Annotated in this window: 20 protein-coding genes; 17 read left to right on the top strand and 3 right to left on the bottom strand. The window is 63.3% G+C overall.

The features are described 5' to 3' along the window. Window positions 1-30 precede the first annotated feature (30 nt). The 15 genes from SOX55_RS09575 to SOX55_RS09505 all read left to right on the top strand — a co-directional run bounded on the left by SOX55_RS09575 (window position 31) and on the right by SOX55_RS09505 (window position 15,850). Window positions 31-711, top strand: coding sequence for a CvpA family protein (locus SOX55_RS09575; RefSeq protein ID WP_325287222.1), 681 nt, complete (start codon window positions 31-33; stop codon window positions 709-711). A gap of 48 nt (window positions 712-759) precedes the next feature. Continuing rightward, entirely contained in the window at window positions 760-3,087 is a 2,328-nt protein-coding gene (locus SOX55_RS09570) for an ATP-dependent Clp protease ATP-binding subunit (RefSeq protein ID WP_325287221.1), read from the top strand. A 33-nt stretch (window positions 3,088-3,120) separates the two neighbouring features. Next, window positions 3,121-3,333, top strand: coding sequence for a hypothetical protein (locus SOX55_RS09565; RefSeq protein ID WP_325287220.1), 213 nt, complete (start codon window positions 3,121-3,123; stop codon window positions 3,331-3,333). Between the two features lie 22 nt (window positions 3,334-3,355). Next, the gene (locus SOX55_RS09560) at window positions 3,356-4,177 is read left to right on the top strand and encodes a 4Fe-4S binding protein (RefSeq protein ID WP_325287219.1); all 822 of its coding nucleotides are present in this window, start codon (window positions 3,356-3,358) and stop codon (window positions 4,175-4,177) included. Window positions 4,178-4,318: 141 nt separating this feature from the next. After that, window positions 4,319-4,879 (top strand): RNA polymerase sigma factor, encoded by a 561-nt coding sequence (locus tag SOX55_RS09555; protein ID WP_325287218.1) that lies wholly within the window; start codon window positions 4,319-4,321, stop codon window positions 4,877-4,879. Continuing rightward, window positions 4,876-6,378 carry a PepSY domain-containing protein gene (locus SOX55_RS09550; RefSeq protein WP_325287217.1) on the top strand — a complete coding sequence of 501 codons (1,503 nt, stop codon included), beginning with the start codon at window positions 4,876-4,878 and terminating at the stop codon, window positions 6,376-6,378. Before SOX55_RS09555 ends, SOX55_RS09550 begins: the two co-directional genes overlap by 4 nt. Before the next feature lie 126 nt (window positions 6,379-6,504). Next, window positions 6,505-7,557 carry a hypothetical protein gene (locus SOX55_RS09545; protein WP_325287216.1) on the top strand — a complete coding sequence of 351 codons (1,053 nt, stop codon included), beginning with the start codon at window positions 6,505-6,507 and terminating at the stop codon, window positions 7,555-7,557. 204 nt (window positions 7,558-7,761) lie between these two features. Next, complete coding sequence (locus tag SOX55_RS09540) at window positions 7,762-9,669, top strand: acyl-CoA dehydrogenase family protein (RefSeq protein ID WP_325287215.1); 1,908 nt, start codon at window positions 7,762-7,764, stop codon at window positions 9,667-9,669. A 26-nt stretch (window positions 9,670-9,695) separates the two neighbouring features. Further along, window positions 9,696-10,913 (top strand): FprA family A-type flavoprotein, encoded by a 1,218-nt coding sequence (locus SOX55_RS09535; RefSeq protein WP_325287214.1) that lies wholly within the window; start codon window positions 9,696-9,698, stop codon window positions 10,911-10,913. Between the two features lie 193 nt (window positions 10,914-11,106). Next, on the top strand, window positions 11,107-12,051 hold the full coding sequence (locus SOX55_RS09530; RefSeq protein ID WP_325287213.1) for an XdhC/CoxI family protein: 945 nt from the start codon (window positions 11,107-11,109) through the stop codon (window positions 12,049-12,051). Continuing rightward, window positions 12,035-12,397 (top strand): hypothetical protein, encoded by a 363-nt coding sequence (locus SOX55_RS09525; protein WP_325287212.1) that lies wholly within the window; start codon window positions 12,035-12,037, stop codon window positions 12,395-12,397. The genes SOX55_RS09530 and SOX55_RS09525 overlap by 17 nt, the downstream gene beginning before the upstream one ends. Window positions 12,398-12,677: 280 nt before the next feature. Then, the gene (locus SOX55_RS09520; RefSeq protein WP_325287211.1) at window positions 12,678-12,890 is read left to right on the top strand and encodes a FeoA family protein; all 213 of its coding nucleotides are present in this window, start codon (window positions 12,678-12,680) and stop codon (window positions 12,888-12,890) included. Window positions 12,891-12,984: 94 nt separating this feature from the next. After that, on the top strand, window positions 12,985-13,206 hold the full coding sequence (locus SOX55_RS09515; protein ID WP_325287210.1) for a FeoA family protein: 222 nt from the start codon (window positions 12,985-12,987) through the stop codon (window positions 13,204-13,206). Between the two features lie 277 nt (window positions 13,207-13,483). Further along, entirely contained in the window at window positions 13,484-15,673 is a 2,190-nt protein-coding gene (gene feoB / locus SOX55_RS09510) for a ferrous iron transport protein B (RefSeq protein WP_325287209.1), read from the top strand. An 18-nt stretch (window positions 15,674-15,691) separates the two neighbouring features. Next, window positions 15,692-15,850 (top strand): FeoB-associated Cys-rich membrane protein, encoded by a 159-nt coding sequence (locus tag SOX55_RS09505; protein WP_325287208.1) that lies wholly within the window; start codon window positions 15,692-15,694, stop codon window positions 15,848-15,850. Window positions 15,851-16,087: 237 nt separating this feature from the next. Here SOX55_RS09505 and SOX55_RS09500 read toward each other — a convergent pair whose 3' ends face one another. Then, on the bottom strand, window positions 16,088-16,414 hold the full coding sequence (locus SOX55_RS09500; protein WP_325287207.1) for a hypothetical protein: 327 nt from the start codon (window positions 16,412-16,414) through the stop codon (window positions 16,088-16,090). Between the two features lie 246 nt (window positions 16,415-16,660). Between SOX55_RS09500 and SOX55_RS09495 the strand changes: the two genes are divergently transcribed. Together SOX55_RS09495 and SOX55_RS09490 are read left to right on the top strand one after the other, a co-directional pair. Beyond that, window positions 16,661-19,651 carry a diguanylate cyclase domain-containing protein gene (locus SOX55_RS09495; protein ID WP_325287206.1) on the top strand — a complete coding sequence of 997 codons (2,991 nt, stop codon included), beginning with the start codon at window positions 16,661-16,663 and terminating at the stop codon, window positions 19,649-19,651. Window positions 19,652-19,705: 54 nt separating this feature from the next. Then, window positions 19,706-21,034, top strand: a complete 1,329-nt coding sequence (locus SOX55_RS09490; protein WP_325287205.1) for an enolase C-terminal domain-like protein — start codon at window positions 19,706-19,708, stop codon at window positions 21,032-21,034. A 99-nt stretch (window positions 21,035-21,133) separates the two neighbouring features. On the opposite strand, the gene rpoD is transcribed toward SOX55_RS09490, so the two are convergent. Together rpoD and dnaG are read right to left on the bottom strand one after the other, a co-directional pair. Then, window positions 21,134-22,339, bottom strand: a complete 1,206-nt coding sequence (gene rpoD, locus SOX55_RS09485) for an RNA polymerase sigma factor RpoD (protein ID WP_325287230.1) — start codon at window positions 22,337-22,339, stop codon at window positions 21,134-21,136. 202 nt (window positions 22,340-22,541) lie between these two features. Beyond that, entirely contained in the window at window positions 22,542-24,329 is a 1,788-nt protein-coding gene (gene dnaG, locus SOX55_RS09480; RefSeq protein WP_325287204.1) for a DNA primase, read from the bottom strand. Window positions 24,330-24,562 lie beyond the last annotated feature (233 nt).

Here is a 24,562-nt window from a genome sequence, read left to right as displayed (position 1 = left end):
AAAGGTTTACAAGCCGGGAGGTAGGCAATTTTGGAGACAGCTGTTATAATAGACGTGATCGTGGCGGCGGTGCTGCTGGCGTTCCTCATTGTGGGAATGCGGCGGGGACTGTTCCGCAGCGTGGCGGGTCTGGCGGTGATTGTGGCGGCCCTGGTGGGTGCCAATCTGGCGGCCAACACCCTGACCCCCGTGGCCGCCGGCGTCATCCAGCCCGCCATTGAGAAGCGGGTGGAGGAGAAGCTGGAGACGGCGCTGGAGGAGAAGCTGCCGCCGGAGCAGCCTGCGGAGAGCTCCGTGGGGGAGCTGCTGGCCCTGCTGGGCCTGGACGATGATCCGGCCCGGGGCATTCTGGAGTCCGCCAAAACGAAAATCGCCGACAGCGGCGCCTCCGTCATCACGGCGGTGGCCATGAGCGTGGCGGAGTCCACCATCCACGTGGCACTGTTCCTGCTGGTGTTCGCGGCGCTGCTGCTGGGTCTGAAGCTGCTGGCGCGGCTGCTGGACCTGACGATGAAGCTGCCGGTGCTCAGCACCGCCAACGCCCTGGGCGGCGGCGCGGTGGGCCTCATAGAGGGGGCGCTGGCGCTGTTTCTGGCGGTGTGGGTGCTGCGGCGCTTCGGCGTGTCCTTTGACACCGGCGCGGCGGCGGACACCGTTTTGCTTCACTTTTTCACGGCAAACACGCCCCTGGGCGTGCTGTCGCTGACATAAGACGGGCCTGAAAGGCTCAGGGCCCCGTCGATATTCTGGAGGTATACCATGCAGCCTACACTTTGTTCAAGATGCAAGAAAAATGTCGCCGTGGTGTTTATTTCCCGGCTGGACGAAAGCGGGAAGCCTGTCAACGAGGGCCTCTGCCTGAAGTGCGCCAAGGACCTGGGCCTGCCCCAGGTGGATGAGATGATGAAGCGCATGGGCATTTCCGACGAGGACCTGGAAAACCTCAGCCACGAGATGCTCCAGGCCTTCGACGGCGTGGAGAACGTGGAGGACCTGCCCGGCGGCGACACGGACGGGGAGGACGAGGAAGAGGGAAAGACGGCTACCTTCCCCTTCCTGAACAGGCTGTTCAACAGCGGCGAGGCCCCCCGCGGCGGCGACGAGACCTCCGGCTCCCCCCGGGGGGAGCGGGAGAAGGACCGCAAGGGGGAGAAGAACAACAAGCGGAAGTATCTGGAGAACTACTGCCAGAATCTGACGGGCCGTGCCCGGGAGGGGAAGCTGGACCCGGTAATCGGCCGGGAGCAGGAGATTGAGCGGGTGATCCAGATTCTCAACCGCCGCCAGAAGAACAACCCCTGCCTCATTGGCGAGCCCGGCGTGGGCAAAACCGCCATCGCCGAGGGACTGGCCCAGCGCATCGTCAGGGGGGAGGTGCCCTACAAGCTGCGGGACAAGGAGGTCTATCTGCTGGACCTCACCGCCCTGGTGGCGGGCACCCAGTTCCGGGGCCAGTTTGAGAGCCGCATGAAGGGACTTATCGACGAGGTGAAGAAGCTGGGCAACATCATCCTCATGATCGACGAGATTCACAACATCGCCGGCGCCGGCGACGCCGAGGGCAGCATGAACGCCGCCAACATTCTGAAGCCCGCCCTGTCCCGGGGCGAGATTCAGGTCATCGGCGCCACCACCTTCAACGAGTACCGGAAGTTCATCGAGAAGGACACCGCCCTGGAGCGGCGCTTCCAGCCGGTGACGGTGAACGAGCCCTCCATCGCCGACTCGGTGGAGATTCTCAAGGGCCTGGCCCCCCGGTACGAGCAGTACCACGGCGTGAAAATCTCCGACGGCATCATCCGTCAGGCGGTGCTGCTCAGCGAACGGTACATCACCGACCGCTTCCTGCCGGACAAGGCTATCGATCTGATTGACGAGGCCTGCTCCGACCTGAACCTGAAGGACAAGGGCATTTCCCGGCGCATGGAGATTCAGCGGGAGCTGGACGACTACGCCAAGGAGCGGACCATGCTGGAGGAGAAGGCCTCCGCCGAGGGCGGCGAGATGGACTACGAGCGCATGGCCATGATCAAGAGCCGGGAGATGCAGCTGAACACGGAGCTCAGCGCCCTGCTGGAAAAGGGCGACCCCCAGCTGACCATGGAGAACCTGGCCCACGTCATTGAGCTGTGGACCAAGATTCCCGCCGCCCGCATCCGGGAGCAGGAGTTCCAGCGGCTGAGCCAGCTGGAGCAGCGGCTGAAGCGGCACATTGTGGGCCAGGACGAGGCCATTGCCGCCGTGTCCGCCGCCGTGCGGCGGAACCGGGTGGGCATCAGCCCCAAGCACAAGCCCGTCAGCTTCATTTTCGTAGGCTCCACCGGCGTGGGCAAGACGGAGCTGGTGAAGCAGCTGGCCACGGACCTGTTCAACACCCCGGATTCCCTGATCCGGCTGGATATGTCGGAGTTCATGGAGAAGCACTCCGTCTCCCGCATCGTGGGCTCCCCGCCGGGCTATGTGGGCTATGATGAGGCGGGCCAGCTGACGGAGAAAATCCGCCGCAAGCCCTACGCCGTCATCCTCTTCGACGAGATCGAAAAGGCCCACCCCGACGTGCTGAACGTGCTGCTGCAGATTCTGGACGACGGCGAGATCACCGACGCCCACGGCCGGAAGGTGAACTTCGAGAACACCATCATCGTCATGACCTCCAACGCCGGCAGCGGCACCAAAGAGGGCGGCACTGTGGGCTTCGGCCGCACGGTGAGCCAGCAGGACAGGGAGAAGGCCATGAAGGCCCTGGAGGGCTTCCTCCGTCCGGAGTTCATCAACCGGGTGGACGAGGTCATCTGCTTCAACCGGCTGACGGAGGAGAATTTCCGGGTCATCGCCCGCATTATGCTGGACGAGCTGCGGGATTCCCTGAAGGAAAAGGGCATCGCCTTTACCTACGAGGACAGTCTGGTGGACTGGCTGACGGAGAAGTCTTACTCCATCACCTACGGCGCCCGCAACCTGCGGCGCACCATTCAGAAGGAGCTGGAGGACCCGCTGGCCACCCGCATCATCGACAGCTATGACACTCCGGTGACCCAGGTGCGGGCCGCCGCCCGGGAGGGCGCGGTGGCCATTGACGCCCTGTAATACCGGAAATACCGGGAGAGAGGGAGAAACGCTATGAAACTGTTCCGCAAGGATATGGACCCCCGGTGCGCCTACTGTGAGCACGGCTCCCGGCTCAACGAGCGGGAGGTCATGTGCGTGAAGCAGGGGGTTATGCCGGTGGAGGGCCATTGCCGCCGGTTCCGCTACAATCCGCTGAAGCGGACGCCGCCCCGTCCGGCGGTGCTGGATACCGGCCATCTCAGGGAAAAGGATTTTTCCATCTGATAAGAGAAAGGGAGAGTGACAGATGAACGTGAAGCAGGTTTGGTCCGTGTACTGGAGCGCCGCCGGTGCCACCCGGCAGGTGACGGAGCATCTGGCGGAGGAGCTGGCCAAAGCGCTGGACTGCCCTAAAAAGACGGTGGATTTCACGCCGCCGGCGGCCCGGCAGCAGACGTACAGCTTCGGCGAGGGCGACCTGGTGGTGGTGGGAAGCCCCACCTACGCCGGAAAGCTGCCCAACAAGATTCTGCCGGACTTCCAGACGAAGCTGGCGGGAGGCGGCGCCCTGGCGGTGGCCGCCGTGACCTTCGGCAACCGCAGCTTTGACAACTCCCTGGCGGAGCTTTGTGCCACGTTGGAGGCCGACGGCTTCCGCACGGTGGCCGGCGGCGCCTTCGTCTGCCGCCACGCCTTTACCGACGTTATGGCCCCCGGCCGTCCCAACGCCGGTGATCTGGCGGAGATCGCTGCCTTTGCCGCGGAAATCGCGGACAAGGTGCGCGCTGCGGAGACCGTCCCCGCTGCCGTGACGGTGGAGGGCGACGCGGCGGCGCCCTACTACGTCCCCAAGGGGGTGGACGGCCAGCCCGCCAAGTTCCTGAAGGCCAAGCCGGTGACGGACATGGAAAAGTGCACCCGCTGCGGCACCTGCGTGAAGCTGTGCCCCGTGGGGTCCATTGACGCCGCCGACGTGTCCAGCGTCCCCGGCGTGTGCATCAAGTGCCAGGCCTGCGTCCGGGGCTGTCCCGCCGGTGCCAAGTCCTTTGACGACGCCGCGTTTTTGTCCCACGTGGCCATGCTGGAGCAGAATTTCACCGCCCCCAAGGCCAACCGTACGTTCCTGTAAACACCGTTGCAAGCAGCCCTGCTCCTGCGGGGCTGCTTTTTCCTTTCTCCGGGCCGCATGCCGGGGCGGATCAAAAAAATTTCCGCGGATGCAATAAACCGGGGGAGTTCTGCATTTCTCAGTTGACAGGAGAAAAAAGCCATGCTGATCAACATGCTGCTGAAAACTGAACAGGGGGAACTGGAGGCCCTGCTCTCCGGCATTGCCGCCGGAGACCGGGAGGCGCTGGCCCGGCTGTACTGCCGTACCCGGGCGGCGGTATACGCGCTGGCGCTGTCCATCCTGCGCAATGCCTGCGACGCCCAGGACGTGACCCAGGACGTGTTCGTCCGGGTGTGGGAGCGGGCGCCCCAGTACCGCCCTCAGGGCTCGCCCATGGCGTGGCTGCTGACCATCGCCCGGAACGAGAGCCGCATGAAGCTGCGGCAGGCCGGGCGGTACGTGGAGCTGGGGGAGGGAGAGTGGCTGGCCATCCCCGCCGACGCTTCCGCCGTCACGCCGGAGGACCGGCAGGTGCTGCAGGGCGCCCTGGCCGCCCTGTCGGACACGGAGCGGCAGGTGGTGCTGCTCCATGCGGCGGCGGGGCTGAAGCACCGGGAGATTGCCGGGCTGCTGGAGTTGCCCCTGGCCACAGTCCTGTCAAAATACCACAGAGCTCTGAAAAAACTGAGAAGCAAGCTGGAAGGAGATGACACCCTGTGACGGATCGGGAACTGGAGCGGAAGCTGGCCGACGCCGTGTCTCACACGGCCCCGGACGACCTGGAGGGGGTCCTCTCCCGCTGTGAAACGCGGAAAGGAACTGTGATCCCCATGAAGAAAGTGAATTACGGGTCAGCGGCCCGGAAAATGATTGCCGCCTGTCTGGCGGTGATGCTGGTGGGCGGCGGCACCCTGGCTGCCGGATACCGTCAGGACCGGGTGGTGTCCTCGGTGGTGTCCCTGGATGTGAACCCCAGCATTGAGCTGCAGGTGAACCGGAAGGAAAAGGTGCTGGCCTGCAGGGCCCTCAACGAGGACGCCCGGACTGTGCTGGCGGAGATGGCGGAGGGCGAGGACCTGGAGGGAGCCAAGCTGGATGTGGCGGTGAACGCCATTGTGGGCGCCCTGGTGCGCCACGGCTATCTGGAGAGCGTCTCCTCCGCCATCCTGATTTCTGTGGAGGATCAGGACCGGGAGCGGGCGGATCGGCTCCGGCAGGAGCTGGAGGAGGCGGTGGACCAGGCTTTGCAGAGCCAGTCCGCCGGCGCCGCCGTGCTGGCCCAGACCGTGGACGCCGATGAACAGCTGCAGCAGCAGGCGGAGGAGTGCGGCATCTCCGCCGGAAAGGCCGCCCTGGTGGAGCGGGTCGCGGCGCAGAACAGCGGGCTGGCGTTTGAAGATCTGGCCGCCCTGTCGGTGGAGGAGCTGAAGGCGCTGGCGGCTGCCGGGGCGCCTGCCGTGCCCATCGGCAAGGCGGCGGCGGAGACGGCGGCGAAGGCGTTTGCCGGCGTTCAGGAGACGGCCGGCGTCCAGTCGGAGGTGTATCCGGAGCTGGGGAAGACGCCCGCCCATTATGTGGTGAAGCTGAACACCCTCTTCGGGTGGTTTGAGTACAAGGTGGACGCCTACACCGGCAAGGTGCTCGGCGGCCGGGCCGATGTGCCGCAGACCGCGGGACAGAGCACGGCGGCGCCCTCCGCCGGCACGGACATCGGTGGGGAGGTAGCCAAGAGCACGGCGCTGAGCCACGCGGGCGTGAAGGAATCCGCGGTGACAGACCTGAAGGTGGAGCGGGACGTGCACAACGGCGCGGTGGAGTACGAGGTGGAGTTCACCGCCGGCGGTGTGGAGTACGAATACACCGTCAGCGGCGACGGCACCATCCTGGATGCGGAGCGGAAAGTAAAGTCCTCCGATAAGCAGACCGCCTCCGCCGGCACGGACATCGGCGGGGAGAAAGCCAAGAGCGCAGCGCTGAGCCACGCGGGCGTGAAGGAATCCGCGGTGACAGACCTGAAGGTGGAGCGGGATATCCATGACGGCGCGGTGGAGTACGAGGTGGAGTTCACCGCCAACGGCGTGGAGTACGAGTACACCGTCAGCGGCGACGGCACCATTCTGGAGGCAGAGGCGGACCACGGCGGGAGCAAGGAAAAGAACAAGGAAAAAGACCATGATGACCATGATGACCCCGACGACGATCACGACGATGACGACTGAACACCGCACCTGATCACCGGAACCGGCGCAGCCAACGGCTGCGCCGGTTTTTTTCGGAAACCGAAAAAACCGGGACCGGACAGGGGAGCTTTGCATAGTTTGGTGGTGAGAACGGAGGGAATGCGCATGAGTGGAACAATGGAATTCTTTCTTGCCGCCAACAGCGGCGGCGGTTATCACCACCTGTACAGCCAGCTGACGGAGGACCGGACGCTGCGGGACCTGCTGATTCTGAAAGGCGGGCCGGGGACGGAGGTGCCGGTGTTTCTCCGCCTAGCGGGCCGGCGGCTGCAGGCGGTCGGGGTGCGGACAGAGGTGTTTCTCAGTCCGGAGGACCCGGAGCGCTGGGAGGGGCTGGCGCTGCCGGAGCTGGGCTGCGCCCTGGTGGACGGCAGGCCGCCCCGCTGTCTGGAGCCGGTGTACCCCGGCGCGGTGCAGCGGACGGTGGATCTGTGGCGGTTTGCGGACCTGACTGCCGCCGCAGCCGCCCGGGAGGAGATCATCCGCCTGACGGACCGGAAGCGGGCGGCGGAGGTCCGGGCCTTCCACAGCCTGAAAGCCGCTGGGCAGCTGGACCTGGAGGCCCGGGCCGCCGCGGAGGCAGTCCTGGACCGGGAGCGGCTGGCCCGGCGGACGGCGGGCCTCCTGCGCCGGGAGCTGCGGTGCCGGGGAAGCGAGGCGGGAAGGACGGACCGGCGGTTTCTGGGAACCCTCACCGGTCGGGGTTTCGTGGTGTGCCGGGACACAGCGGAGGCCATCTGCCCCAAGCGGCTGGAGCTGGAGGACAGCTTCGGCCTGGGGAGCAGCCTGCTGGAGGCGCTGCGGTCGGCCGCGGCGGAGCGGGGCTGGAACACCGTGGCCTGCATGGCAGCGGAGGACCCGGCGCGGATGGAGCATCTGCTGATTCCCGGGCTGGGTCTGGGAGTCCTGACGACGGCGGACGGGGAGAAGCGGGGCCGCCGCGTCCGGCTGGACGCCATGCTCCGTCCGGAGAACCGGGGCCGGCTGCGGTTCTGCCGCCGCATGGCCGGGCAGCTGCGCCGGGACGCGGCCGACTCCCTGGTGGAGGCCCGGCTCACCGGGGAGGCCCTGGCGGTGCTGTATGACCCCTATACGGACTGGGACGGCGTGGCGGCGCTGGCAGAGGTGGAGAGCGCCCGCCTGCTGGCCATGGCGTAAGAAGGGAGGAACCGGCCTGCGGGCCGGTTTTTCATTTGTTAAAAATAAATAAAAATATTTTGAAAGTTTTGACAGTATATGGTGAAAAAATGAATAAGTGTTGCGGAAGCAACTGATATGTGGTAGAGGGATATCGTAAAATGGAATCAGTAAAGAAGCAGCCATTTCTGAAATCGCAAACAGTAAAAAGGAGGAGCGGAAGCAATGCTGTATCAAACGACGGAAGCCCATGAGGCTCTGCGGGCAAAGGTTCGGGAATTCGCGGAGACGGAAATCAAACCCATTGCGTTTATGCTGGATCAGGAAAACCGTTTTCCTTCGGAAGCGGTGAAGAAGCTGGGGGAGCTGGGCCTGATGGGCATCCCCTATGACCCGGAGTACGGCGGCGCGGGACTGGACGTGCTGAGCTACGCCATCGCCGTGGAGGAGCTGGCCCGGGTGGACGGCGGCGCCGGTGTGATCCTGTCGGCCCACACCTCTCTGGGCACCTTCCCCATCGCCCAGTTCGGCACGGAGGAGCAGAAGCGCAAGTACCTGCCGGACCTGTGCAGCGGCAGGAAGATCGGCGCTTTCGGCCTGACGGAGCCCAACGCCGGTTCCGATGCCGGCGGCACCGAGACCACTGCCGAGGACATGGGGGACCATTACCTGCTCAACGGTGAGAAAATCTTCATCACAAACGGCGGCGAGGCGGACACCTACGTGGTCTTTGCCGTCACCACGCCGGACATCGGCACCCGGGGCATCTCCGCCTTCATTGTGGAAAAGGGCTGGGAGGGCTTCACCTTCGGCGACCACTATGACAAGATGGGCATCCGGTCCTCCGCCACCTGCCAGCTGCTGTTCAACAACGTGAAGGTGCCTAAGGAGAACCTGCTGGGCAAGGAGGGCCAGGGCTTCAAGATCGCCATGGCCACCCTGGACGGCGGGCGCATCGGCATCGCGGCCCAGGCGCTGGGCATCGCCCAGGGAGCCTACGAGGCCGCCGTGGAGTACTCCAAGGAGCGCATTCAGTTCGGCCGGCCCATCTGCCAGCAGCAGGCCATCGCCTTCAAGATCGCCGACATGGCCACCAAGCTCCGCTGCGCCCGGCTGCTGGTGTACAGCGCCGCGGACCTGAAGCAGGCCCACGTCCCCTACGGCATGGAGTCCGCCATGGCCAAGCAGTACGCCTCCGACATCGCCCTGGAGGTTACCAATGATGCCCTCCAGATCTTCGGCGGCAGCGGCTTCCTGAAGGGCATGGAGGTGGAGCGGTTCTACCGGGACGCCAAGATCACCACCATCTACGAGGGCACCAACGAGATTCAGCGGGTGGTCATCGCCTCCCATATTCTGGGCAAGGCGGGGAAGGCCGAGGCGGCCCCGGCCCAGAAGCGGGGCGCGGAGACCGGCGAGCGCAAAAAGCTGATTCTCAAGGACGGCTCCGCCCAGGAGCGGGTGGACACCCTGGTGGCGGCGCTGAAAAAGGACGGCCACGATTTCACCGTGGGCATTCCCATGGACACCCCCATCGCCCAGGCGGAGCGGGTGGTCAGCGCCGGCAAGGGCATCGGCGAGAAGAAGAACATGAGGCTCATCGAGGACCTGGCCCGGGCCGCCGGCGCGGCCATCGGCTCCAGCCGTCCCGTGGCGGAGACGCTGCAGTACGTGCCGCTGAACCGCTACGTGGGCATGTCCGGCCAGAAGTTCAAGGGCAATCTGTACATCGCCTGCGGCATCTCCGGCGCGGGCCAGCACCTGAAGGGCATCAAGGACGCCTCCACCATCGTGGCCATCAACAAGGACCCCAACGCCCGGATTTTCAAGAACTGCGACTACGGCATCGTGGGCGACGTGCTGGAGATCCTGCCGCTGCTCGCCGCGGCGCTGGACACCGGCGAGAAGCTGCCCGCCCCGCCCATGAAGAAGATGAAGCGGGCCGTGCCCAAGAAGACCACGCCGCCCCGGAAGCTGTACATCTGCAACGGCTGCGGCCATGAGTATGACCTGCTGGTGGGCGATCCGGAGAACGACGTGAAGCCCGGCACCGCCTTCAAGGACCTGCCGGAAGGCTGGGTCTGCCCCCACTGCGGCGAGCCGGCGGACCAGTTCATTGAAATTGACGTGTAAAGCGGCTGGATTAGGAGGAATTTGCTATGTTTAACGTTCGGAAAGTCACTGACGATCTGTTCTGGGTGGGCGGCAATGACCGCCGTCTGGCCCTGTTTGAGAATATTCACCCCCTGTATCACGGCGTCAGCTACAACGCCTACGTGCTGCTGGACGAGAAGACCGTCCTGTTTGACACGGCAGACTGGGCTGTGGGCCGGCAGTTCATTGAGAACGTGCAGCACGTGCTGAACGGCCGCCCCCTGGACTACCTGGTGATCAACCACGTGGAGCCGGACCACGCCGCCTCCATTCAGGAGATTCTGCTGCGCTGGCCGAAGGTGAAGATCATCACCACCCCCAAGGCCGTCATCCTGCTGCACCAGTTCGGCTATCCCCTGTCCGCCGGGCAGACGGAGGAGGTGCGGGAGGGGGACACCCGGACCTTCGGAAAGCACACCGTCACCTTCGCGGCGGCGCCCATGGTCCACTGGCCCGAGGCCATGGTGACCTTCGACACCACCAACGGCGTCCTGTTCTCCGCCGATGCCTTCGGTTCCTTCCGCTCCCTGGACGGCAAGCTGTTTGCCGACGAGTTTGACTTTGACGGGGAGTGGCTGGACGATGCCCGCCGGTACTACACCAACATCGTGGGCAAGTACGGCCCCCAGGTGCAGGCGCTGCTGAAAAAGGCCGCCGACAAGATCGGACTGGACAATATCAGGTACATCTGCCCCCTCCACGGTCCCGTGTGGCGGAAGGACATCGGCTACATCGTGGATAAGTACCTCCACTGGAGCAGCTATGAGCCGGAGGAGAAGGGCGTCATGATCGTCTACGCCTCCATGTACGGCAACACGGAGAACGCCGCCGAGGCGCTGGCCTCGAAGCTGGCGGACCGGGGCATTCTGAACACCCGGCTGTACGACGTGTCCAGCACCCACGTCAGCTACCTGATCTCCGACCTGTTCAGGTACAGCCACCTGGTGCTGGCCTCCGTCACCTACAACCTGGGCATCTTCCCGCCCATGCACAACTTCCTGGCGGACATGAAAGCCCTGAACCTCCAGAAGCGCACCGTGGCGCTGGTGGAGAACGGCTCCTGGGCGCCCCGGTCCGGCGCGCTGATGCGGGAGGAGCTGGAGAAGCTAAAGAACATGAACATTCTGGACGACGGCATGACGCTGGCCTCCTCCCTCCAGGAGCAGAATCTGCCGGACCTGGAGGCCCTGGCCGACGCCATCGCGGCCTCCCTGGCCCAGTAAACCGGCAGGCGCATAAAAACGATGCCGGGAGGCAGACTGAGGATGCCCGCGGCACCGGAAATTCAGCAGAGACAAGGAGGCGCCGCCCATTCCGGGCGGCGCCTCTGCTTTGCCCGGCGGTTGACAGCCGGGCGGATGGTGTGGTAGGATCAACCTATCAAATCAGTATGATGAGAACGGAGGAATGGCTGTCATGGAACCGTGGTTTCAGGAAGTATACCGGGCTGTCAGCCGGGGGGAACCGGCCTTCCGGACCTTCGCCGCGGAGAAGACGGTCTATCTCCGCAGCTTCCATCCCCGGGAACGGCTGATCCTGCTGGGCGGCGGCCATGTGGCCCAACCCCTGTGCCGGTACGCCGCCGACCTGGGCTTTGCGGTGACGGTGGTGGATGACCGCCCCTCCTTTGCCAACACCCTGCGGTTTCCCGAGGCGGCGGAGGTGGTGTGTGAGGATTTCGCCGCCGCCTTGCGGCAGCTGTCCATCTGCGAGCGGGACTATGTGGCGGTGATCACCCGGGGCCACCGGTATGATGCCGACTGCCTGCGGACCATTCTGACCGGCCCCTTCCCCCGGTATCTGGGGATGATCGGCTCCCGGCGCCGGGTGGCGGGGCTGTTCCGGCTGCTGGAAGAGGAGGGCTATTCCCGGGAGCTGCTGGAGGCGGTTCACGCCCCCATCGGCCTGCCCATCGGCGCCCTGACGGTGCAGGAGATCGGCATCTCCATCGCGGCGGAGCTGGTGCAGTGCCGCCGGCAGGAGACGCCCCGGCGGTCCAGGGCCGCTGCCCTGGTGACGGACAACGTGGACCTGCCGCTGCTGCGCTTCCTGGCGGAGGACCCGGCCCCCAAGGCGCTGCTGACGGTGATTGAGACCAGCGGCTCCACGCCGGTGAAGTCCGGCGCCATGATGGCGGTGGACCGGGCCTTCCGGACCGCCGGAACCATCGGCGGCGGCTGCGGCGAAAACGCCGTGCTGCTGGAGGCCTGCCGCCTCATCGGCTCCGGAGAGAGCCGGTGCGTCACCGTGGATCTGAGCAACGATGTGGCGGAGGAGGAAGGCATGGTCTGCGGCGGGCAGATGAAGGTTTTCGTGGAGGATCTGACAGAGGAGGACAGCGGGAATGGGCTGCGGACATGATTGCGGAAGCTGCGGCGGCTGCGGAGGCGGTGCGCTGGAGCTGACGGAGCGGGAGGTGGAGCTGCTGGGCCGGTTTGCCCAGATTCCCTTTCTGCCGGTGGCCCGGCGGTGGGACTCCGAGACGCCGGTGTACCTGGAGGAGGAGACGGACTTCAGCGGCGCCATCGTCGGCCTGCAGCTGAAACGGCTCATCCGGGTGGATTACGACCTGCCGCTGGTGAATTTTGACTACGCCGCCTACGGCGCCTATCCCTGCCGGGGCAGCATGGCCCTGACGGAGCGGGGACAGGCGGCGGTGGAGCTGCTGGAGATTCAGGGCGCGGCCCCTGCCGGGCCGGAACCGTGAGAGGCCTCCGGACAGTCTGAAAACCAAAAGCCTCCGGGCCGCAGGGCCCGGGGGCTTTTTGCGCCGGGGGATTTGTGCAGATTCCGGAGGGCGGGCGCCCGGCAGAGAGGAAATTTTCCCATTGGTTAGTAAAAACTAACCAAATTTGCGGATTTTCCGGAAAAGGCTCTTGACAGTGGCGGTTAGCGGTGTTAAACTGAACCCGATTTCCAGGTTAGCAGATGCTAACCAAACTTTTTGAGGAAAAGTTAGATCAAACTAACTACAGGGGAGCGATGGTATGATGCCGCTGACGATGGCCAAAACAGGAGAGACTGTCACCATCCGCAAAATCACGGGGAAGGACGAAGTGCGCCAGCACCTGGCGGAGCTGGGCTTCGTGGTGGACAGCGACGTGACGGTGGTGAGCGAGATCGCCGGAAACCTGATTCTGCAGGTGCGGGACAGCCGGATCGCGCTGGACCGGACCATGGCAAACCGCATTATGATTTGAGACAGTACCCTGATTCCGGCGCGGAATCAGGGCTTGCGCGGCGTCCGTGGGGACGCGGGCCGTGAAACGAAATTCAGACAGGAGGAGAGCGAATATGAAAACACTGAAGGACGTGAAGGTGGGCGAGACCGTCACCGTGGTGAAGCTCCACGGAGAGGGTCCGGTGAAGCGCCGCATCATGGACATGGGCATTACCAAGGGCGTGGAGATTTTTGTCCGCAAGGTGGCGCCGCTGGGAGACCCCATGGAGCTGAATGTCCGGGGCTATGAGCTGAGCGTCCGTAAGGCGGACGCGGAGATGATCGAAATCTCTTAAAGAGGGGATTTCATCCCCCCTTTACCCGCAAGGGGTACGCCGCATCCGTAAAGCAGCAAAGCTGCTGGCGGCTGCGCAGTAGATCCCCCCCACCAGTGACGTCGGTCACTGGTGGACGCCGCCCAGGGCGGCTGGGTCAATGTATTTTTCCGCCGCGCATGTCGCCGGAAAAATGATTTCAAATTGATTGCGGGAAGGCAAATATCGGGGCGGTGAGAGGCCGCCTTTGATTCAGCACATAAGTTAGTCAGTACTAACATTTGAAAGGAGAATCCCAATGGAACTCAAGATTGCGCTGGCGGGAAATCCCAACTGCGGCAAAACGACGCTGTTCAATGCCCTCACCGGCTCCAACCAGTACGTGGGCAACTGGCCCGGCGTTACCGTTGAGAAGAAGGAGGGCAAGCTGAAGGGCCACAAGGATGTGATCATTCAGGACCTGCCCGGCATCTACTCCCTGTCCCCCTACACCCTGGAGGAAGTGGTGGCCCGGAGCTACCTGGTGAATGAAAAGCCCGACGCCATTCTGAATATTGTGGACGGCACCAACATTGAGCGGAACCTGTACCTGACCACTCAGCTTATCGAGCTGGGCCTGCCCGTTGTGGTGGCGGTGAACATGATCGACCTGGTGCGGAAGAACGGAGATACCATCGACCTCGCCAAGCTGGGGACGGCCCTGGGCTGCGAGGTGGTGGAGATGAGCGCCCTGAAGGGCGAGGGCGGCCTGGAGGCTGCCGAAAAGGCCGTTGCGCTGGCGCAGGCAAAGAAGGCGGTGGAGCTGCCCCATGTGTTCACCGGCAGCGTGGAGCACGCTCTGGCCCACATTGAGGAGTCCATCCAGGGAAAAGTGTGTGAAGGCTATCTCCGCTGGTACGCCATCAAGCTCTTTGAGCGGGACGAAAAGGTGCTGGAGGATCTGCAGCTGGACAAGGAGCTGGCGGAGCATCTGGAAGAGCACATCGCCGACTGCGAAAAGGAGCTGGACGATGACGCCGAGAGCATCATCACCAACCAGCGCTACGCCTACATCAGCAGCGTGGTCACCCGTGCGGTGAAGAAGAAAGCCCCCAAGGGCAGCCTGTCCGTCTCCGACAAGATTGACCGGGTTGTCACCAACCGGATTCTGGCCCTGCCCATCTTCGCGGTGGTGATGTTCTGCATCTACGCCATCGCCATGGGCGGCTGGCCCGTCTCCATCGGCACCATGGCCACCGACTGGGCCAACGATGTGCTGTTCGGCGAAATGGTGCCCGGCGCGGTGGACGGCATTCTGGCGGCCCTGAACGTGGCCGAGGACGGCGTGCTGTACAGCCTGATCCAGGACGGCATCGTGGCCGGCGTGGGCGCGGTGCTGGGCTTCGTGCCCCAGATGCTGGTGCTGTTCTTCCTGCTGGCCATTGTGGAGGACATCGGCTACATGGCCCGCGTGGCCTTCATCATGGACCGCATTTTCCGCCGCTTCGGCCTGTCCGGCAAGAGCTTCATCCCCATGCTGGTGGCCACCGGCTGCGGCGTCCCCGGCATCATGGCCTCCCGGACCATTGAGCAGGACCGGGACCGGAAGATGACCATCATGACTACCGCCTTCATGCCCTGCGGAGCCAAGCTGCCCATCATCGGCCTGATTGCCGGCGCCATCTTCGGCGAGTCCGCCTGGGTTGCCACCTCCTGCTACTTTATCGGCATTGCCTCCATTGTCCTCTCCGGCATTATGCTGAAGAAGTTCAAAACCTTCGCCGGGGAGCCTTCTCCCTTCGTCATGGAGCTGCCCGCCTACCATGTGCCCTCTGCCGGCAACGTGCTGCGTGCCACCTGGGAGCGGGGCTGGAGCTTCATCAAGCGGGCCGGCACCATCATTCTGCTGAGCTCCATCGTCATCTGGTTCCTCCAGGGCTTCGGCTTCGAGGGCGGCGCCTTCGGCATGGTGGAGGAGCAGGACAACTCCCTGCTGGCCGCCATCGGCAGCGCCCTGTGCTTTATCTTCGTGCCTCTGGGCTTCGGCAACTGGCGGGCCACCGTGGCCACTGTCACCGGCCTGGTGGCCAAGGAGGAAGTGGTCAACACCTTCGGTATCCTCTATCACTTCGGCGGCGAGCTCAGCGAGGCCGGCGACGAGATCTGGTCCCTGGTGGCCGCGGATTACACCGCTGTTTCCGCCTACAGCTTCCTCATCTTCAACCTGCTGTGCGCCCCCTGCTTCGCGGCCATGGGCGCCATCAAGCGGGAGATGAACAACACGAAGTGGACCCTGGGCGCCATCGGCTACATGTGCCTGTGGGCCTATGTGGTGGCCCTGATTGTCTATCAGATCGGCGGCCTGATCACCGGCGAGGTGGCCTTCGGCATCGGCACCGTGGCGGCTGCGGCAGTGGTGGTGATCATCCTCTACCTGCTGCTGCGCAAGGGCTACCGGCCGGAGAAGGACACCCGGCATCTGACCTCCGTGGCCGCGGCTGCCAAGTGAGAACAGGAGCGTGCGGCGATGCCTGAAATTCTGGGAAATTTGATTGTTCTGGCGGTGCTGGCCTATGTGGTGGCCCTGGCCGCCCGGTCTATGTGGAAGTCCCACAAGTCCGGCGGACACTGCAGCGGAGACTGCAGCTGCTGCGGCGGAAGCTGCGGAAGCTGTCACTCCAAATAAAATGGGGAGAGGAGACGCGGGCAAAGGGAAGCTGTTCGCGTCTCCTCTCCGCCCTGGGACTGGACCTGATGGCGGAGGAGACCGGCGCGCTGGCGCACATGATCGCCCTGAATCTGCCGGAGCGCTGCCAGAGGCAGCTGGCAGGCGGAGAGCGGGAAGAGACGGCGGAACCGTAACATAAATACAACAGCCCCCGGGAGCACGGCCGTGCTCCCGGGGACTGCTTTTTCCCAAAGTCTACCGCGCAATGTATTCCGTGGTAGCCTGTCTCAGCCACCAATGCAATCTGTGGGAAAAGGACTCGCTGTCCTGTAAAAAGTCAAAGGAATCCACCGCTTTTTCAAGGGCCTGTACACAATAGAGAATCAGACCGAGGGTCTGCCGCTGGGGCTGCGCCCGCCGGATATGCTGCGCCACTGCCGGCAGATAGCTCCGGATCAGCGCTTCCCGGGCAAGCCGGTCCCCGTTTTTCATCTGCCTGGCGCATTCCATTTCTTCCTGCCGGGTCAGTATGCGGCACGCGCCGGCCTTTTCATAGAAGTCCCCGACACTGATATAGACCATGTTCAGCCCCCCAACACCAGCATTTATGTTCCCATTATACCATACAGGCTGCCATCATGCCAGAGGAAATAACGGGACTGCCGCTCACGCCGCCCCGGATTCCGGCTTTCTTTGCACGTAATCGGTTCCCCGGAAAGATATTACCTCTGTACAGTATTGCTATCTTCAGGAAGATGTTGTATAAATGTAACTGAAAGACGCTTTTGAGACAGATCGGTGTAACCAACGGAAAAGGCGGGAGATTCGATGCATGCAGTGTTCCTGGAAATCTACATCAAAATTTCCATTCTGATCGCCCTGGCCGACGGGGTTCTGGCCATCAAATCCATCCTGAAGCACAATACCATGGGCAAGTATCTGGGCTTTGCCTGCGCCGGCGCGGCTGTGGTGGATGTCAGCTATCTGGTCAGTATTCTCAACAGCGATTACCGCTGCGTCTCCGTCATGTCCAGCGTCTATTTTGTGAATATCGACATCATGCTGATCTGCCTGCTGGTGTTCACCGTCTACTTCACAAAGGGGAAGTTCACCAGGGGCGGCAAGCGGGCCATCGGCTTCGCGGTTTTCTACGCGGCCTTTGAGGCGGTGGTGTTTGCCGTCAACCCCTTTTACGAGATTGCCATCCACTATGTCCGGCGGGACACCTACATCGCGCAGTACAGCTACCAGATGAAGCCGCTGTACTGGATGCACCTGCTGTTTACCTACTCGCTGGTGGCGGTGATTCTGATTCTGCTGGTGCGGAAGCTGCGGAGAATCCCCTGGGAATACCGGCCCCAGTACCGCTACGTGATTCTGGGGATTGTGGCCATCGTGGCGGTGAACGGCGTGTTTCTCTACTGGCCGGAGCTGAGCATCTACAACCTGCTGGACTACTCCATCTGCGGCTACAGCCTGACGGCCTTCCTGCTGTACTGGAGCTGCTTTGAATACTCCACCCACGGCATGCTGAACAGCCTGAAAACCAGCATTTTTGAGAACATCGGCCAGGGAATTGTGCTGTTTGACTACCAGGACCACCTGATCCTCCACAACAAGCGGGCGGATGACCTGCTGGGCGGCATCCGGATGGAGGAGTGCGCCGAGCTGAAGAGCTTCCTGAACCGCTACGGCCTGTCCCTCAGCGCGGAGACGGAGAACGACAGCTTTTCCCTGCAGTGCTATGTGAGAAAGGACGGGGAGATCCGGCCCCTCCGCTGCGATATCCGCAGCCTGCGGAACCGGCGGGATCAGCGGCTGGGGCAGCTGTTTGTGTTTTCGGACGCGGCGCTGGAGACCGACCTTCTCACCGGCTTTCAGAACATGGACAGCTTCCTGGTGCTGGTCCGGGACCAGGCGGCCGCCTTTCCCAGTCCCACGGCGGTGGCCATCTGCGACATCAACAGCCTGTCGGTGATCAACAGCACCCGGGGAAACCACGTGGGCGACCAGAGAATCAAGCTGCTGGCAGACACCATGCGCCAGTGCTTCCCCAGGCGCACCTATTACGTCCGGGGCGTGGAGGCCCATCTCATCGCCCTGTGCAGCCACAGCACGGAGGCGGAGATGCAGGCGTGCATGGAGCGGGTGAAGGAGAGCTTTTCCGGAAACATCCAGTACGCGGTGAGCCTGTACACCGGGGAGTCGCCGGACATTGTGCAGACCATCCATGACGCCTCCCAGGCCATGCGGACGAAAAAGCTGCTGGACCGGGAATCCATCCACTCCGAGATGCTGACGTCCCTGATCCGGGCCCTGCAGGAGTGCGACAGCGACACGGAGCACCACGTGCGCCGCACCCGGATGATGGGCGAGAAGCTGGGAAAGCGGATCGAGCTGACGGACGTGCAGCAGAGCAATCTGGCGCTGCTGTGCCTGCTGCATGACATCGGAAAGATCGGCATCCCCCTGGAGATTCTCAACAAGCCGGGCAACCTGTCGGAGGAGGAGTGGAAAATCCTGCGCTCCCACACGAAAAAGGGCTATGAGATTGCCAACAGCAACACGGAGCTGAAGGGAATCGCGGAGGATATCCTGCACCACCACGAGCGCTGGGACGGCAAGGGCTATCCCGACGGCCTCAGCGGGGAGAGCATCCCCCTGCTGTCCCGGGTCATCGCCGTGGTGGACGCCTATGACGCCATGGTCAACAACCGCTCCTACCGGCAGGCCATGTCGGTTCCGAGAGCCATGGAGGAGCTGAAGCGGTGCGCCGGCAGCCAGTTTGACCCCTATATCGTGTCGGAGTTTCTCCGGAGCCTGAAGGAGAACCCGCCGGAGGACCGGGAGCAGTGGGAGCTGACGGAGGAACCGGGGGAGGCCTCCGGGGAGCGCCCGGGCAGCGCCGGAGGTGAAGCCGCGGAGACGGAGCGGAATGTCCATCTGGTGCCCTACAGCCGGTATCTGCTGGATGAGTCCATGTACATCATATGGGTGGATGAGAATTTTGAAAAGATGACGGGCTACACGGCGGAGGAGATCCGGCAGCGGCACATGCTCCAGGCGGATCTGATTCCCGAGGAGGACCGCATGGAATACCTGTGCCAGACCAATGCCGGTCTTGCCAAGAGCTCGCTGGTGTTCCAGGAGCACAAGCTGCGGCGGAAGGACGGCTCGGACATTTACGTGCTGTGCTGCGGCAGAATGTATTTTGATTCCGCGGCCCGGGCGGAGCGCTCGGAGATCATCATCACGGACATCACCCACACCTATTCCATGAAGATGCTCACCGCCGCGGAGCAGAACAAGGCCCAGGTGCGGCTGAGATACTGGGAGAGCACCTACCGCCGGGATTCCCTGACGGGCCTGCTGAACCACGCGGCCTTCCGCAGCGATGTGGAGCTGAAAATCCTGGAGGGAAAGTCCAAGATCATGATGCTGATGATTGACGTGGACCGCTTCAAGGAGTATAATGACACCTTCGGCCACCACAACGGGGACAAGTTCCTGATTCTGACGGCGCAGACGCTGATGATGTCCCTGCGGAAGGAGGACCGCGCCTGCCGCATGGGCGGAGATGAGTTCGCCGCGGCGCTGTTCTTCGACAAGAGCACGCCGGACGCCCAGCTGCAGGAGCGTGCCCAGCAGATTTTTGACAAGGTGAATCTCACGCTGAAATCCGTGGAGGGCGGAACGGGCATCTCCATGGGCATGGTCATCGCGGACACGGAGACCACCTTCAACCAGCTGTACGAGGCGGCGGACAAGGCGCTGTACCACGTGAAGGACCACGGCCGGGGCAGAATGGCGGTTCTGTAGGCGGAGCGCTGTTTTGCCGGCCCCCGAAAATCACAAATAAAAAGGAGATTGAAAATGATCCCGACTGTCGCGAAAATGGAGGTGTTCCCGGTTGCCGGACACGACTGCATGGAGCTGAACCTGTCCGGCGCCCACGCCCCCTTCTTTACCAGAAACATTGTCATCCTGACGGACTCCAACGGCGTGGAGGGCGTTGGCGAGGTGCCCGGCGGAGAGAAGATCACCGCCGCGCTGGAGGCGGTGAGCAATCTGGTGGTGGGAACCAGCATCGCGGATTATAAGCAGACCCTCAACAAGGTCCGCACCTGGCTGGATGCCAACATCCGGGACGATGTCCGGGGCCTGCAGACCTTCGACCTGCGGACCGGCGTGCATGTGGTCACGGCGATTGAGGCCCCGCTGCTGGACCTGCTGGGCAAGTTCCTCCAGGTGCCCGCCGCGGCGCTGATGGGAGACGGCATCCAGAGAGAGCGGGTCCGTTTTCTGGGCTATCTGTTCTATGTGGGGGACCGGAAAAAAACCGATCTGCCCTACGAAGAGGAGCCGGACAGTGACTGCGACTGGTACCGCCTGCGCCATGAGGAGGCGCTGACGCCGGAGGCTGTTGTGGCGCTGGCCCGGGCGGCCCACGAGAAGTACGGCTTTCAGGACTTCAAGCTCAAGGGCGGCGTCCTTCCGCCCCGGGAAGAGGTAAAGGCCGTGGCGGCCATCAAGGAGGCCTTTCCCGACGCCCGGGTTGATCTGGACCCCAACGGCTGCTGGAGCCTGAAAGAGGCGCTGGAGGTAGCGCCGGAGCTGAAAAAAATCCTGGCCTACTGCGAGGACCCCTGCGGCGCCGAGGACGGTTTTTCCGGGCGGGAAATCATGGCGGAATTCAGACGGGAAACCGGCATGCCCACGGCAACCAACATGATCAACACCGACTGGCGGCAGATGTGCCACTGCCTGTCCCTGAAAAGCGTGGATATCCCCCTGGCGGACCCCCATTTCTGGACAATGAACGGCTCTGTCCGGGTGGGCCAGATGTGCAATGACTTTGGTATGATGTGGGGCTGCCACTCCAACAATCACTTCGACATTTCCCTTGCCATGGTGGTGCAGTGCGCGGCGGCGATTCCGGGCAAGATGAACGGAATCGATACCCACTGGATCTGGCAGGAGGGGCGTGAGCGGCTGACCAGAGAGCCCATGCGCATTGTCGACGGCTGTATCGACCTGCCGAAGAAGGGCGGCCTGGGAATCGAAGTGGACCGGGAACAGGTGATGAAGGCCAACGCCCTTTACCGGGAGCACTGCCTTGGCGCACGGGATGACGCGGCGGGAATGCAGTATCTGATTCCGGGGTGGAAGTTCGACCCCAAGAAGCCCTGCCTGGTGCGGTAAGACGCGGGGCGCGCTGCTTCCGGTGATACGGACCGGATAAAATCCACACTGCCCCCGACGGAATGCGTTCCGCCGGGGGCAGTGTTCTTGTATCAGCTCTCAGTTCAGAAAATCCTTCAGCTTTTTGCTGCGGCTGGGGTGGCGCAGCTTGCGCAGGGCCTTGGCCTCGATCTGGCGGATGCGCTCCCGGGTGACGTTGAACTCCTTGCCCACTTCCTCCAGAGTGCGGGTGCGGCCGTCCTCAATGCCGAAGCGCAGCTTCAGCACCTTTTCCTCCCGGGGGGTCAGGGTGGACAGCACGTCCATCAGCTGCTCCTTCAGCAGCGTGAAGGAGGCGGCCTCGGAGGGCTCGGAGGCGCCCTCGTCGGGGATAAAGTCGCCCAGGTGGGAATCCTCCTCCTCGCCGATGGGGGTCTCCAGGGACACCGGCTCCTGGGCGATCTTCAGGATCTCCCGGACCTTTTCCACCGGCATGTTCATCTCGGCGGCGATCTCGTTGGGGGAGGGGTCATGGCCCAGCTCCTGCAGCAGCTGCCGGGAGACCCGGATCACCTTGTTGATGGTCTCCACCATGTGGACGGGGATGCGGATGGTACGGGCCTGGTCGGCGATGGCCCGGGTGATGGCCTGGCGAATCCACCAGGTGGCGTAGGTGGAGAACTTGTAGCCCTTGGTGTAGTCGAACTTCTCCACGGCCTTGATCAGACCCAGGTTGCCCTCCTGAATCAGGTCCAGGAACAGCATGCCCCGGCCCACGTACCGCTTGGCGATGGACACCACCAGACGCAGGTTGGCCTCCGCCAGCTTCTGCTTGGCGTTCTCACCCTTCTTGTAGGTCTTTTTCAGCGCCTCCGTCTCCTCGGGGGTCAGGGCGGGGGCCTCGCCGGCTGCAATCCGCTCCTCCTCGTCCTTCAGCTTCTGGTTGGCCTCCGCGCCGGCGGACATGGCCTGGGCCAGGGCGATTTCCTCGTCGGGGGACAGCAGGGGCACCTTGCCGATCTCCTTCAGGTACATCCGGACGGGATCGTCGATGGAGAAGCTGTTCACCAGGGTGTTGGGGTCCACCAGCTCCTCTTCCTCCACGTCGGCGATCTCCTTGTCGGCGGGCTCGTCATCGGCCAGATCCGGCAGCAGGATTTCGTCGGCGCTGATGTCAATGTTCAGCGCCTCCAGAGAGTCATAGATCTGGTCCATCTGCTCGCTCTCCAGGTTCAGATCGTCCAGGGTCTCCATCAGCTCGCCGGAGTCCAGCTTGCCCTTTTTCTTGCCCTTGCCCAGCAGCTCCCGCAGCTTCTCGTTGTTCATGATCAGCGCGGAGGCAGGCAGGCCGGCCACCGTCTTGTCATCCAGCCGGTTGGGGCCGGGGACGTTCTCGGCGGGCTTCTCCTCCGCCTTGGCGCCCTTCTTCCGGGCGGGCTTCTTCTTTTCCTCCTCCACTTCGGCGGCATCGGCCGCGGCCAGGATGGCGTTGGCCTCGCGCTCCAGCTCGGCGGGGGTCAGTTCTCTTTCAGTCATGGTGCTTTCCTCCAGTACCCTTTGTCTTTCTGTATTTTTCCGTCGCGGCCAGAAGGGGATCGCCCTCCGATCCTCCGGCCCGTTTTTCGGCTTCCGTGCGAATGATGCTGATGTAATCCTCCAGGGCCTGACGGCTGTTGGAGAGGGTTTCCGGCTGCTGACACACGCCGGTCATGTGGTTCATCTCCTCCGGAGACAGCTCCCCGGCCAGAACGGACAGGGACAGGGGCAGGCCCGCCAGCCGCCGCTGCCACAGCAGGCTGTACACCCGGCCCAGCAGGGGGGAGGAGAACTGCTCCGGCGTCAGCGGTGCCTCGGGGGGAAACAGGGTGTCATCCAGCAGCAGCAGCCGCAGAACGCCCTCCTCCGCCCGGGCGGAGCGCACATTGTCATATCGCAGGGACCGCTCCCTGGGCTGCAGCTGGGCTGCCGGATTCAGGCTCCGGCGCAGCTCTGTCCGCTTCTCCTGGGACACGCGGCGCTTGAAGGCACGCTGGACCTCCAGCTTCATGGCCTCCGGGGTGATTTTAGCGGCCTCCGCGGCCCGGGTGGTGTAAATCTCCCGCTCCACGGGGTTGGACAGCGTGGCCAGCAGACTGCTGACCTCCTCGCAGTAGGCCACCCGGGACTGATCGTCCGACAGGTCATATTTCCCGGCCACCTGGGCCATCCGGAACTCCACGCCGTTCTCGCTGCCGGTGAGCAGCCGCTCGAAGGCGTCGGCCCCCTGGAATTTGATGAAATCGTCGGCGTCCTGCTTCACGTACTCGCCGTCCACCAGGCGGCGGGGCAGCTGCAGCACCCGGACGGTGAACTCGGAATCGTTGAGCAGCTGCAGCGCCCGTTCCGTGGCCATCTTGCCGGCGTTGTCGTTGTCATAGCACAGCACCAGTTCCTTGGTGAACCGGGACAGCAGCCGGATCTGCTCCGTGGTGAGGGCGGTGCCCATGGAGGCCACGGCGTTGTCAAAGCCCGCCTGGTGCAGCGTCACAATGTCCAGGTTGCCCTCGCAGAGGATGATGTTGGGCCGCTTGGACTTCTTGGCCAGATTCAGCCCGTAGAGCACCCGGCGCTTGGAGTACACCGGCGTCTCCGGGGAGTTCATATACTTGGGCTCCGACTTGTCCAGCACCCGGCTGCCGAAGGCCACCACGTCTCCCCGGGTGTCCACCACCGGCAGCATCAGCCGGTTGCGGAATTTGTCATACAGCCGCCCGTTTTTCCCCTGAACCGCCAGACCCACGGCAATCAGCTCGGACTTGGTGTAGCCCTTTTTTGTCATGGCGGTCAGCAGGGTGTCCCAGCTGTCCGGCGCGGCGCCCATGCCGAAGCGGACGGCGGTGGGGCGGCTGATTCTCCGCTTGTCCAGATACGCCCGGACGGCCTCCCCCTCCGGCTGCTGCAGCAGCTGGTAGTAGAAGCGGGCGGCGTCCCGGTTCAGGTCCAGCAGGCGCTGGCGCCGCCGGGCGGCGTCCCGGTCCCCGTCCTCCTCCGGCACCTCCATGCCGGCCCGCTTGGCAAGAAACCGCACGGCGTCCGGGAAGGAGAGATTCTCCTCCTCCATGATGAAGTTGATGACGCCGCCGCCCTTTTTGCAGCCGAAGCAGTGGTAGATCTGCTTTTCCGGCGAGACGGAGAAGGACCCGGTCTTTTCCGAGTGGAAGGGACACAGGCCAAACAGGTTGGCGCCCTTCCGGGTCAGCTGCACATAGCCGCTGACCACGTCCACAATGTCATTGCGGGCAATCACTTCGTCCAGAAAACTCTGGGGAAACGCCATGGCAGAGTCCCTCCTTTCGGCGCGTTTCAAGTCTCGGCAAAATAGATATACCCAAAAGAAAAAGGATTTCCTCTTTTTTTATAAAAATTTTTTGGGTTGATTGTAAAATCAAGTTGGACACTTGAGTAAAAAATCCATAGTGATTTCTCTCCCCGTGGTAGAATGAAGTTACCACACAACTTCTACAGAGGGAGGGCAATCACTATGGACTGCCATCATTGTATCACAGAATC

The organism is Dysosmobacter sp., assembly GCF_034093755.1.
In the GTDB taxonomy this organism is placed as follows: Bacteria; Bacillota; Clostridia; order Oscillospirales; family Oscillospiraceae; genus Oscillibacter.
The sequence above is the reverse complement of the archived record's forward strand: the minus strand, read 5'-3'. Positions and strand labels throughout refer to the sequence as shown.